11 protein-coding genes are annotated in these 11870 nt (G+C 60.9%); 8 read left to right on the forward strand and 3 right to left on the reverse strand.

Translation table 11 applies throughout. The annotated features are described in order from the left end of the window. Nucleotides 1-37 precede the first annotated feature (37 nt). Entirely contained in the window at nt 38-295 is a 258-nt protein-coding gene (locus AR689_RS09230) for a mycoredoxin (protein ID WP_018777778.1), read from the reverse strand. Nucleotides 296-465: 170 nt separating this feature from the next. Here AR689_RS09230 and AR689_RS09235 point away from each other — a divergent pair, with 170 nt between their 5' ends. Then, nucleotides 466-1212, forward strand: a complete 747-nt coding sequence (locus AR689_RS09235) for an SOS response-associated peptidase (protein ID WP_062069386.1) — start codon at nt 466-468, stop codon at nt 1210-1212. 17 nt (nt 1213-1229) lie between these two features. Here the strand turns inward: AR689_RS09235 and AR689_RS09240 are convergent, their stop codons facing one another. Together AR689_RS09240 and AR689_RS09245 are read right to left on the reverse strand one after the other, a co-directional pair. After that, nucleotides 1230-1619 (reverse strand): hypothetical protein, encoded by a 390-nt coding sequence (locus tag AR689_RS09240; RefSeq protein WP_024816866.1) that lies wholly within the window; start codon nt 1617-1619, stop codon nt 1230-1232. 46 nt (nt 1620-1665) lie between these two features. Further along, nucleotides 1666-2202: a TetR/AcrR family transcriptional regulator gene (locus AR689_RS09245; RefSeq protein ID WP_062069389.1), complete on the reverse strand. Its 537-nt coding sequence runs from the start codon at nt 2200-2202 to the stop codon at nt 1666-1668. A gap of 52 nt (nt 2203-2254) precedes the next feature. On the opposite strand from AR689_RS09245, the gene AR689_RS09250 reads away from it, so the two are divergent. The 7 genes from AR689_RS09250 to pdxS all read left to right on the forward strand — a co-directional run bounded on the left by AR689_RS09250 (nt 2255) and on the right by pdxS (nt 11819). Next, entirely contained in the window at nt 2255-3310 is a 1056-nt protein-coding gene (locus tag AR689_RS09250; protein ID WP_062069392.1) for an FAD-dependent monooxygenase, read from the forward strand. Nucleotides 3311-3426: 116 nt separating this feature from the next. Further along, nucleotides 3427-3771 carry a DUF6504 family protein gene (locus AR689_RS09255; RefSeq protein ID WP_062069394.1) on the forward strand — a complete coding sequence of 115 codons (345 nt, stop codon included), beginning with the start codon at nt 3427-3429 and terminating at the stop codon, nt 3769-3771. Nucleotides 3772-3775: 4 nt separating this feature from the next. Further along, nucleotides 3776-7276, forward strand: a complete 3501-nt coding sequence (locus AR689_RS09260) for a DNA polymerase III subunit alpha (RefSeq protein WP_062069396.1) — start codon at nt 3776-3778, stop codon at nt 7274-7276. 120 nt (nt 7277-7396) lie between these two features. Continuing rightward, nucleotides 7397-9406 (forward strand): threonine--tRNA ligase, encoded by a 2010-nt coding sequence (thrS, locus tag AR689_RS09265; RefSeq protein ID WP_062069399.1) that lies wholly within the window; start codon nt 7397-7399, stop codon nt 9404-9406. 19 nt (nt 9407-9425) lie between these two features. Further along, a complete protein-coding gene (locus AR689_RS09270) occupies nt 9426-10019 on the forward strand; it encodes an HIT family protein (RefSeq protein ID WP_062069668.1) in 594 nt (197 codons plus the stop codon). Then, nucleotides 10009-10638, forward strand: coding sequence for a phosphatidylinositol phosphate synthase (gene pgsA / locus AR689_RS09275; protein ID WP_062069402.1), 630 nt, complete (start codon nt 10009-10011; stop codon nt 10636-10638). Before AR689_RS09270 ends, pgsA begins: the two co-directional genes overlap by 11 nt. A gap of 254 nt (nt 10639-10892) precedes the next feature. Beyond that, complete coding sequence (pdxS, locus tag AR689_RS09280; RefSeq protein ID WP_017197521.1) at nt 10893-11819, forward strand: pyridoxal 5'-phosphate synthase lyase subunit PdxS; 927 nt, start codon at nt 10893-10895, stop codon at nt 11817-11819. The last annotated feature ends 51 nt before the right edge of the window (nt 11820-11870 follow it).

Raw genomic sequence — 11870 nt, forward strand, 5'->3', positions numbered from 1 at the left:
TTATTCCGTGCGGGCCCAACAGCATGGCCGAGGCAGTTTACGCGGCGAGGCGGCTCTCAACCTCGGAAGCGGACGGGTTGGTGGCCGCGGTTCCGTCAGGGAAAAGCACGGTGGGGACGGTGCGGTTGCCTCCGTTGAGCTGCTCGACGAGTTCGGCAGTGCCATCTACTTCTTCGATGTTGATCTCGGTGTAGCCGATGCCCTTGGCGTCCAGCTGCTTCTTGAGGCGGTTGCAGTAACCGCACCAGGTGGTTGAGAACATGGTGATGGTGCCGGAGTCGGGAGTGAAGTCCACAGAGCTCTCCTCGGTTGTGGTTCGTTGTGCACTGGATCTTTCGTTGGTATCAACGGTAACCCGCGTCCGAATAATTCCCGTTCAGACGCGAAGCAGGGTTACGTCACATGCCTGTGCTGGTGCGTTCTGCGAGGAAAGGGCAGACTGTTGCCATGTGTGGACGTTATGTGATGGCCCGTGCGGTGGGGGATCTGCTCGCCGATTTTGACGCCGAACTCGAGAAGGACATTGCCCTGGAGAAATCCTGGAATGTGGCTCCGACTGATGCCGTTCCCATCGTGTTGGAGAGGCTGATTGACGAGGACGTGAAACGGCAGCTCCATGTGGCGAAGTGGGGGCTGGTGCCCTCGTGGGCGAAGGATTCCAAGGGCGGTGCCCGGCTGATCAACGCTCGAAGCGAGACACTGTTGGAGAAGCCTTCCTTCAAGAAGGCCGCGGTGGCCAGGCGCTGCGCGGTTCCTGCTGATGGCTATTACGAATGGAAGAAGGGCGAGGGCAAGAACAAGCAGCCGTATTACGTGCACCCGGGAGATGGCCAAGGCTTGGTCTTCGCAGGCTTGTACGAGTGGTGGCGTGACCAGTCAGCTTCTGATGATGACCCTGCCCGTTGGTTGTTGTCCATGTCCATCCTGACCGCGGACACCCCTACGGCCGAGTCGGCCAGGTCCCGGCGCAGCGCTTCAGTTTTTGATGAACTGACCGCCCTCCATGACCGTGTTCCTTTGCCTATGAGCAGAGAGACAATGGAAGCCTGGTTGGATCCGCGCGAGAAGGACGCCGAAGGGCTGGTGGAGCTGGTCCGCTCCAGGGCACACGATGCCGCAGCTGCGTGGACACTGGACCCGGTGGGTGCCGCGGTGGGAAATGTCCGGAACAATTCACCGGAACTCATTGAGCCGGTGGAAGGCCTTTTCTAGAGGTTAGAGCTTAGAACTTAGAGCGCCTCGGTGACCGGTACTCCGGACTGGAACTCCCGTCCGTCCGCTTCGCTGAAGCCCGTCATGACGTGACCCTTGCTCAGCCCATGGATGGCCGACATGGGAAAGTTGCCCGTGATGACGTTGCCCGAGTGCTCCACGCCCTTGATGTCATAGTTTTCCTCGGCACTGAGGGAGTGGTTGAAGGAGTAGAACGAGATCGCCTCGCCGTTCATGAATTCGATGCCGAGCCTGCGTTGTGAGGAATAGTCCTCGCTGGCAGCAACAAGGCCCACGACGTAAGCGCCGGAGCCTGGTATGTTGCCGTCGATTTCGAACCTTGCCACAAGGTTGTCTTCTTCGGCGGAGATGTTGACCTGCTTCAGGAGTGCGTCATTGGTGCTCATTCCACAATCCTGCTCTGTGGACAGGCTGCCGTCCACCCCTTGACTTTCAGCCCTCCAGGAGGCGCAGGATGCTGCGTGCCACTGCGGCGGTGTCAATGTCCTGCCCTTTCCTGGCTGTCAGCAGGTGGAGGGCCAGGCCGTCACTGTAGTCGGAGATTGCTTCCGCCCGGCTGCGTGCTTCAGCTATGCCCATTGACTCGAGCAGTTGCGCCAGGGCCTGTACCAGCCGCTCGTGTCCGGCAGCGACCACTTCGGGTTGGTCGAGGGCGAAAACGAACCGGGCCCGGGTGAGTTCGGCGTTTTCCCGCGCGAGTCCCATGACCGCTCCGGCGATCTGCTCCGCCAACGTGGCTACCGACGTCGGGATGTTCGTTCCGCCTTGCTGCAGCAGGAGGCGGTCACGTTCTTCAACGCGGTCGACGGCGGCGCCCATCAGCGCGGCACGGTTGCGGAAATAGTTCGAGGTAGTTCCGACGGCGACGCCGGCTTGGGCGTCGACGGCCCGGTGGGTCAGTCCCTTGAGGCCCTTGGCGGAGACGACGGCGAGCGCGGCATCGGCAAGTTGAGTTCGTCGGTCTGGCATGGCGAAAGTCTAGCTTCACCCCCTATCACCACTACAAATGTAGTAGTACAGTGTGCTCATGGAAAGAGTGGACATCATTGGTGGAGGAATTGCCGGTCTGGCGCTCGCTGGGAGGCTGGACCCGGGCAGGTTTGACGTCACCGTGTATGAGCAACGCCCTGAACTCCCGGCAGTCGGGACAACTCTGGCTATGTGGCCGGCTGCCCAAAGGGCCTTGGCCGAGCTGGGGATCCTGGGGGCCGTGAGGAGTCGTGGGTCCATCATCAAGGCCGGAGCCCTCCGCAGCCCCTCCGGGGATCCCATGCTCTCCATGGAGGGAGAGGGGTTGGTGGGAGTGTCCCGGCCCGAACTACTGAGGCTGCTTGACTCTGCAGTTCCGGACACGGTGTCCAGGGTGACCGGGCGTGTGGACCGCCTACCGTCCGGCGCCTGGCTGACTGTGGGTGCGGATGGGGTCAAGAGCATTGTCCGACGCGACTTTTGGGGCCAGCGCAGTGCTGCCAGGCCTACCCCATTCCTTGCTGTCCGCGGAGTCATTCCCGGAACCCCCTCCGCTGAAGACATTGGCGAGTACTGGGGGAGGGGCGAGATTTTTGGCTTGGCACCCGCGGGTGATGGAACCAACTGGTATGCCTCCTTCAGATCTGCCCTTGGTCCGGACAGGGTTGATGTCGCAGAAGCACTCGAGGTCACACGGACCCGGTATGCGGAATACTCACCAGCTGTTCTGAGTGTTCTTTCCACGGCAGCTCCGGGCAATTCACTGGCCCAGCGGATCTGGACTGCACCTCCCCTCAGGCGCTATGCGCAGGGCAAGGTGGTGTTACTCGGGGACGCCGCACACGCCATGACCCCCAATCTTGGCCGGGGTGCCTGCGAAGCTCTGATCGATGCTGTGAACCTGGGCAAGCTGCTGAACGAGCAGCCCTTGAAGGAAGCGCTCGCAGCCTATAACCGGGAACGGGTGGTGCGCACCCAACTACTGCGAGTGGCTTCTTCGCTCATGGGTGGCGTAGCCCTTGCCCAGGGTGCGCAACCTTGGCGCGATGCTCTGGTGAAGCAGGTGGGCAAGCGTTCCAAGTGGACCGGCGCTCGGAGCGGTACGTAGGGGCCCGTGGGCTGGCGACGACCTGATCCATGGATAGGTTTTGCCCAGATCGCGGCGTAAACTGAATTATTCGAACATACTTTCGAATAAGTTTTCAGGCGCGAAGAGGTGAAAATATGGGGCTGTTCAGTGAACCAATCAGCGTGAGCTGCACAGACGCAGGCCAGCCGCAGGAAGTCCAATGGAAAGGCACCCAGTACACAGTCGCCAACGAACCTGTGCGCTGGTACGAACGACGTCAATGGTGGCTTGAAGAAAGCCGCGCACCCTTGGGAAGCGGAGCCGGCCTGGTTGATCACGAGATCTGGCGGGTACAACTGCTGCCCTCCTCCGCTGAACCGGAAACCAGCCACTCCATCACCCTCGATCTGGTCCGGCACCTGGGCAGCGGACGGTGGAGACTCCTGCGCATCCACGACGCCGCACCAGCACGTGCAGTAGAACCCGACGAAGCAGCGTGAAACCTTGAGCTTCACCCACCTGCACGTCTCCACAGCCTTCAGCGCACACTACGGCGTCTCCTGGCCCGCAGAACTCGCCCAAGCCGCCGCAGCGGACGGCGCCACGGCGCTCGCCTGCACAGACCGTGACGGCCTGTACGGCACCATCAAACACCTCAAAGCCTGCATGGAAGCAAACATCGACCCCATCGTCGGTGTTGACCTGGCAGTCTTCGACGACGACGGCGACCACCGCACCCAAGTCGCGGGCCGCGTCGTCGTCCTCGCCCACGGCAACAACAACGGTGCTGGCTACAAGGCGCTCTGCCGCCTGGTCTCCGACGCGCACGCAAGGACCTCAGGAAAAGCCGGGGGAGTGGTCCCCGTGGCAGTAACCAGGGGAGAGCTGGCATCAAGAACCCTTGATCCCACAACTCTCAAGCCAGTGCTGACAGTCCTGATCGGACCCGACTCTGATGTTGGCCAAGCCATGGGTGGACGTAAATACCTCCGGCCCAGGACCCTTTTCAAGCAATGGATCGACGCCATGCCACCGGGAACCATCGTGGCCGAAGCAGTTTCCCACCTCAGTGCACCCGGAGAACCGCTGAGTACCGCCCATGCAGTACGAATGCTCAAGCTTGCGCTGGAACATAACATCCCCGCCATCCTCAGCAACGCCGTCCGCTACTGCGCCCAAGACGGAGCTGCAACCGCCGACGTCCTCGACTCCGCACGCACCCTCAAATCCCTTCCCGAACTCTCAGCCGCACCCATGCTCCAACCGACAGGGCAGGGCTGGCTGAAAAACGCACACCACATGGTCCAACTCGGCAAAGAAATCATGAACGCGGCAGGCCAAGGCAAAGCCGACCTCAACAAACTGCTCGCCAACACCGAGGCGCTCGCCGACAAATGCCGCATCGATCCCATCCTGGACATGGGATGGAAGAAACCAGTAGTCCCGGAAGCCTCCATCATCGGCATCGACCGCGATCCCATGGTGGAACTTACTCAGCGCTGCGAAGCCGGAATCACCAAACGGTTCCCCGGCATCAACGGGGAAACGGAGAAGCGGGTGCGCTCGCGGCTGGTGCATGAGCTCGGGATCATAGCCAAACTGGGTTTTGCTTCCTACTTCCTCACGGTGGCTGAGGTGTCCAGGATGATCCTCGATATGGGTGTCAGGGTTGCTGCCAGGGGGTCCGGCGCTTCCAGCCTGGTCAATTACCTGATCGATATCAGCCAGGTTGATCCCATCCGCCACGACCTCATTTTTGAACGGTTCCTATCGGGACGCCGGTCAACCCTTCCTGACATTGATATCGACGTTGAAAGTGCCGAAAGGCACAACGTCTACCGCAGGATCTTTGATCGATTCGGCGCCGAGCGGGTCACCCTCATGAGCATGCAAAACGGTTACCGGGCAAGGGGCGCAGTCCGTGACGCAGGGATGGCCCTGGGGATGCCGGACGAAGAAATCGGTGAAATTGCCAAGCAACTGTGGAGATTCTCTGCCCGCAAGTTCCGGGAAGCGCTGGTGGAGAAACCTGAGCTTCGGAATTTTGCCGGGCGGGTGGAGCAAGGTGCGGTGGAGGAAAACCAGCAGTTGGACTTGTTGGTGGATCTTACCGAACGGCTGGATCGCCTGCCCCGGCATATCTCCATGCATCCTTGCGGCGTGATTTTGGGAGATGCCACGCTCCTGGATCGAACTCCCGTCCAGCCCAGCGGGTTGGGTCTGCCCATGAGCCAATTCGATAAACATGACATGGACCCCATGGGGATGCTCAAACTCGATGTCCTGGGGGTGCGGATGCAAAGCGCCATGGCCTTTGCTGTGCGTGAGGTCATTCGCTTGCATCCCTCAAAGGCAGAAGTTGTGGCGGCGGGCAGGCATCAGGTGGAGCCTGGTGGCTCCGGACCGGACTTCATTGCCGACGACGGGAGGATCGACCTCAACGCTGTGCCGTTCGACGACGAGCCAACCTATGAGTTGATCCGGAGCACCCACACACTTGGTTGTTTCCAGATCGAATCACCCGGCCAACGGGAGCTCATTGGGAAGATGGCGCCCAGGGAATTCAACGACCTCATCATCGACATCTCGCTGTTCCGTCCTGGACCCATGAAATCTGATATGGTCCGTCCTTTCCTGGAACACCGGCATGGGTTCGCCCCGGAGGTCTACCCCCATCCGGACCTGAAGCCTGTGCTGCAGGAGACTCATGGGGTCACTGTCTTCCATGAGCAGATCCTGAAGACCTTTCATGTCATGACCGGCTGTGGCTTGGATAGGGCGGACGAGTTCCGTCGTGCCTTGGGTGATGAAGTGCACGAGCCTGAAGTGGAGAGGCAATTCCGCCGCGACGCGATCAAGAAATACTCTCCAGAGGTTGTGGACAAGGTCTGGGGCACCTTGAAAGCATTTGGCAGCTTTGGGTTTTGCAAAGCCCATGGAGCCGCCTTTGCCGTGCCCACCTATCAATCGGCCTGGCTGAAAACCCACCATCCGGAAGCCTTTCTTGCCGGGCTCTGGGAACACGATCCCGGGATGTATCCCAAGCGACTGTTGGTGGCTGAAGCCCGAAGGCTCGGAATCCCCATCCTGCCCTTGGACATCAACCGGAGCCATGCCGAATACCGGGTTGAAAAGATCCAGGGCGGGCCTGATCGAGGCAAGCTTGGCATCCGGCTGAGCCTCACTGGGATCTATGGGCTTTCGGGGGCAGAACTCAAGAGAATCGTGGCAGGGCAGCCCTTCGATTCCTTGGCTGACCTCCGGGCGCGGGCGAAAGTCAGCAAACCGAACATCAAAAGGCTTGCTCAACTGGGCGCCTTTGATTCCCTGCACAAAGATTCCGGGGGAAAAGCGAACCGGGCAGACCTCGTGCAACACCTTCAGGCGCTCCAAAGCAGCCCCGCAAGGAAGCCCACGGATGTCATCGAAGGACAGTTGGCGTTCGCCCTGGGCGACGTGGAGCTACGGAATCTGGCTCCTGAACTTCCCGAACCAACCATGGTGGAGAACGTCAGGGCCGAGCTTGACCTCATGGCCGTGGATGTCAGCCAACACCTCATGGACAGCCACCGGGCACTCCTGGACAAGCTGGGGGTCACCACAGCTGACAAACTCCTGGGCCTACGCAACGGGACCGAAGTCCTGGTGGCCGGAGTTCGGATCGCCACCCAAACCCCGCCCATGCGTGGGGGAAGACGTGTGGTCTTCATCAGCATCGACGACGGCACCGGCTGCGTGGACTCTGTGTTTTTCCACGAGGCCCAGGAAGAATCCGGACCCTTGCTGTTTGGTACCCGGATGCTGCTGATCCGTGGAACCACCAGGAGGACGGGCCCCAAGGGAATCAGCCTCAGTGCCAACAAAGCATGGGACCTTAGCCGTCCGGAAACGCTGCCCTCTGCAGAACTCTTTCCGGCCGGAGGTGTCCTTCCTGATGAATTTACTCATCAAGGCCCCCTTCACGGCATCTCCAGGAACCTCGCGATCACCGGTTTGGGCAGCTGAATCCAGCGTCGGCGCGCTGCTTTGGCCGCCTTCGCTGAAGCAGATACGATTGACGGTGGCTGGCTGTGGTCCCCGTACGCCACAAGCTATGAAGCCTTTAACTATGAATAGGAGACACCCGTGTCAGATGCCCAACAGATCACCCTCATCGTCGATGGCGAAGAGACCAAGGTGACGGAAGGGACTACCGGCGCGGAACTCTTCTTCGAGCGCCGCGACGTCGTAGTAGCCCGTGTCAATGGTGTGCTGAAAGACCTCGATCAAGTCTTGCCGGCCGACGCCGAGATCGAAGGCGTCACCATCGAATCTCCTGATGGCCTCAACGTGCTCCGTCACTCCACAGCCCACGTCATGGCCCAGGCCGTGCAGCAGTTGCGCCCCGATGCCAAACTCGGCATCGGCCCGTACATCACGGACGGTTTCTACTTCGACTTTGACGTTGCTGAGCCGTTCACCCCGGAAGACCTGCGCCAGCTGGAAAAGATGATGCAAAAGATCATCAACCAGAACCAGAAGTTCGTACGCCGCGTGGTCACCGAAGAAGAAGCCCGCGAAGCCATGGCCAACGAGCCCTACAAGCTGGAACTGCTGGGCAAGAAGAACGATGCAAGCGATGCCGTTGAGGGCGTCAACGTTGAGGTCGGCGCTGGCGACATCACCATCTACGACAACGTGGAGAGGAAAAGCGGCGAGAGTGTCTGGTGCGATCTCTGCCGCGGCCCGCACTTGCCCAACACCAAGATCATTGCCAACGCTTTCGCATTGACCCGCTCATCAGCTGCGTACTGGTTGGGTAACCAGAACAACCAGCAGCTGCAGCGCATTTACGGAACAGCCTGGCCCACCAAGGAAGCACTCAAGGCTTATCAGGAACGCATCGCTGAGGCCGAGCGCCGCGACCACCGCAAGCTCGGCGTCGAGCTGGACCTGTTCTCGTTCCCGGACGAGCTCGGCTCCGGCCTGCCCGTGTTCCATCCCAAGGGCGGCATCATCCGCAAGGCCATGGAGGACTACTCCCGCCAGCGCCACGTGGACGCCGGTTACGAGTTCGTCTACACGCCCCACATCACCAAGGGACACCTCTACGAGGTTTCCGGGCACCTTGACTGGTACAAAGACGGCATGTTCCCTGCAATGCAGGTGGACGCCGAATTCAACGAAGACGGCACGGTTCGCAAGCCGGCACAGGACTACTACCTGAAGCCGATGAACTGCCCCATGCACAACCTCATCTTCCGGTCGCGTGGCCGTTCCTACCGTGAACTGCCGCTGCGCCTGTTCGAATTCGGCTCGGTGTACCGCTACGAGAAGTCCGGTGTTGTTCATGGACTGACCCGCGTACGTGGCATGACACAGGACGACGCCCACATCTACTGCACGCGTGAACAGATGAAGGACGAACTCACCACCACGTTGAACTTCGTCCTGGGCCTCCTCAAGGATTACGGCCTGGATGATTTCTACCTGGAACTCTCCACAAAGAACGAAGAAAAGTTTGTGGGCGACGACGCCGCCTGGGAAGAGGCCACGCGCACTCTTTCCGAGGTTGCGGCAGCCTCGGGCCTGGAACTGGTTCCGGACCCGGGTGGAGCAGCATTCTACGGCCCCAAGATCTCTGTTCAGGCGAAGGACGCACTGGGACGGACCTGGCAGATGTCCACCATCCAGCTGGACTTCAACCTGCCTGAGCGCTTCGAACTGGAGTACCAGGCTGCCGACGGCACCCGCCAGCGGCCCGTCATGATCCACCGCGCACTCTTCGGTTCCGTGGAGCGTTTCATGGGTGTTCTCACCGAGCACTACGCAGGCGCCTTCCCGGCATGGCTTTCGCCCGTCCAGGTTGTTGGCATTCCAGTGGCCGAGACCTTCAACGACTACATGTTCGACGTCGTGGACCAGCTGAAGGCCGCTGGAATCCGGGCTGAGGTTGATGTCTCATCAGATCGCTTCCCCAAGAAAATCCGTACGGCCAGCAAGGACAAGATCCCCTTCGTCCTGATTGCCGGAGGTGAGGACGCCGAGGCGGGAGCCGTGTCGTTCCGTTTCCGGGATGGCAGCCAGGACAACGGCGTGCCGGTGGCAGAGGCGGTCCGCAGGATCGTGGATGCCGTCAAGAACCGCGAGAGCTGACGGAACGGACACAGAGACGGTGCAGGAGAACACAGGCGCGGCCCCCGGCATTCCCGGCGATGCCGACGTAACCGATGACTTCGGACTCGCGGGCGTTCCGGACGCTTTCCAGCGCCTGTGGACTCCGCACCGCATGGCCTACATCAAGGGCGGGCAGGATCAATTCAAGAACAAGGATGACTGCCCGTTCTGTGTAGGGCCCACACGCACTGACGAGGAATCCCTCATCGTCCACCGGGGACGGACCTGCTATGTGGTCCTCAACCTGTTCCCGTACAACCCAGGGCACCTGTTGATCTGCCCTTACCGCCACGTGCCCGACTACACGGACATCACCGTGGAGGAGACGGCGGAGTTTGCAGACCTCACGCAAACAGCCATGCGGGTGTTGCGGAAGGTATCCAACCCCAGCGGCTTCAACCTTGGCATGAACCAAGGCGTGACCGGGGGCGCGGGAATCGCCGCGCATCTCCATCAGCACGTTGTTCCGCGCTGGGGTGGGGACGGAAACTTCTTCCCCATCATCGCCCAGACCAAGGCCATTACGCAGACGCTCGATGAGGTCCGCAAACTCGTGGCCGAAGCCTGGCCGGGGGAGTCGAATGCTCAATAGGCATGCGCGCGGCTTCTTCACTTCACTGTTTACCCCTTTAGCGCGTTGGCTCCTCAGGATCGGTGTGTCTCCGGACGCCGTGACCATTGCAGGGACCGCAGGGGTGATATTGGGCGGACTCGTCCTCTACCCCTTGGGCTTCCTCTGGTGGGGCTCGGTGGTGATCGCGTTCTTCGCGTTCTCGGACGTGGTGGACGGAATCATGGCGAGGCTGCAGGGCCGCAGCGGTGGCTGGGGTAACTTCCTGGATTCCACGCTGGACAGGCTCGCGGATGGTGCCATTTTCGCGGGCCTCACCATTTGGTTTTTCACCGGAGGTGAAGATCCTGCCATTGCTGCTGCTGCCGTTATCTGTCTGGTTCTTGGAATGGTTGTTTCCTACGCCCGGGCCAAGGCGGAGTCCTTGGGCTACCAGGCGAGCGTGGGAATCGCTGAGCGAGCAGAACGCCTGGCATCCGTGCTGCTCATCGCCGGGCTTACGGGATTGGGCCTCCCGCCGGTTGCGTTGTTCGTAACCCTGATCCTGCTTGCTCTGGCGAGCATCATCACCATCGTTCAGCGGATGTCCACCGTCAGGCGGCAAGCCATGGCCGAAGCTGACGGAACTGCTGCAGCCTAACGCCTAGGAAGTATCGCTGTGCGGGGGAACTGGCAACCGACCAAAGTCGCTCTGCCCTGGTTGTGCACCTGACCTACCAAAGGCCGCTTTGTTGCCCTCCAAGGCAGTAACGAATGTACTGTCCGCAGGCAAGGTGCGACTACTATTACTAGTACTTGGTCACCTTGACCTGAAACCCGGTGTGCGCTGATTGCGGTCGTGTGGCTGCGCGCGCCTCCGGCATGAAGGTCGTTTATCTACCCATAGGGGTTTTTGTGTCTACACCAGATGTAAGCAACGAAGCCGGTTCGTCCGCGAACAGCGTCACGGGCAGCAGCCGTGTTAAGCGGGGCATGGCGGAGATGCTCAAGGGCGGCGTCATCATGGACGTCGTTAACGTCGAGCAGGCCCGCATCGCTGAGGATGCCGGTGCCGTCGCTGTCATGGCGCTCGAGCGTGTCCCGGCCGATATCCGCGCCCAGGGTGGCGTGTCCCGCATGTCGGATCCGGACATGATCGATGCGATCATCGCTGCCGTGTCCATCCCGGTGATGGCCAAGGCCCGGATCGGCCACTTTGTCGAAGCCCAGGTCCTGCAGTCCCTCGGTGTTGACTACATCGACGAGTCCGAGGTCCTGACCCCGGCGGACTACATCAACCACATCGATAAGTGGAACTTCACCGTGCCGTTCGTGTGTGGTGCCACTAACCTTGGTGAGGCGCTGCGCCGTATCAATGAGGGCGCGGCGATGATCCGTTCCAAGGGCGAGGCCGGTACCGGCGATGTTTCCAACGCCACCGGCCACATGCGCAAGATCCGTTCGGAGATCGCCAAGCTGGCTGCCCTTCCCGAGGACGAGCTGTATGTTGCGGCCAAGGAGTTGCAGGCCCCGTACGAGCTGGTCAAGGAAGTTGCCGCCACGGGTAAGCTCCCGGTGGTGTTGTTCACCGCCGGCGGTATTGCTACCCCGGCTGATGCTGCGATGATGATGCAGCTCGGCGCGGACGGCGTGTTCGTCGGTTCCGGGATCTTCAAGTCCGGCAACCCGGCAGAGCGCGCTGCCGCCGTGGTGAAGGCCACCACGTTCCATGACGATCCCGATGTGATCGCCAAGGTCTCCCGTGGCCTCGGCGAAGCAATGGTCGGTATCAACGTTGACGACATCCCCCAGCCCCACCGCCTCGCAGAGCGCGGCTGGTAAAAGCAAAAAGCAGTACGACGCCGGGCCGGTCACCTTCCAAGGTGACCGGCC

The organism is Arthrobacter sp. EpRS71 (assembly GCF_001512285.1).
Taxonomy (GTDB): Bacteria; Actinomycetota; Actinomycetes; order Actinomycetales; family Micrococcaceae; genus Arthrobacter.

Bases quoted from the DNA above. Each gene is read 5' to 3' on its own strand.
- AR689_RS09235 (WP_062069386.1), top strand. From the start codon at position 466: ATGGCCCGTGCGGTGGGGGATCTGCTCGCCGATTTTGACGCCGAACTC.
- AR689_RS09240 (WP_024816866.1), bottom strand. From the start codon at position 1,619: ATGAGCACCAATGACGCACTCCTGAAGCAGGTCAACATCTCCGCCGAA.
- AR689_RS09245 (WP_062069389.1), bottom strand. From the start codon at position 2,202: ATGCCAGACCGACGAACTCAACTTGCCGATGCCGCGCTCGCCGTCGTC.
- AR689_RS09255 (WP_062069394.1), top strand. From the start codon at position 3,427: ATGGGGCTGTTCAGTGAACCAATCAGCGTGAGCTGCACAGACGCAGGC.
- pgsA (WP_062069402.1), top strand. From the start codon at position 10,009: ATGCTCAATAGGCATGCGCGCGGCTTCTTCACTTCACTGTTTACCCCT.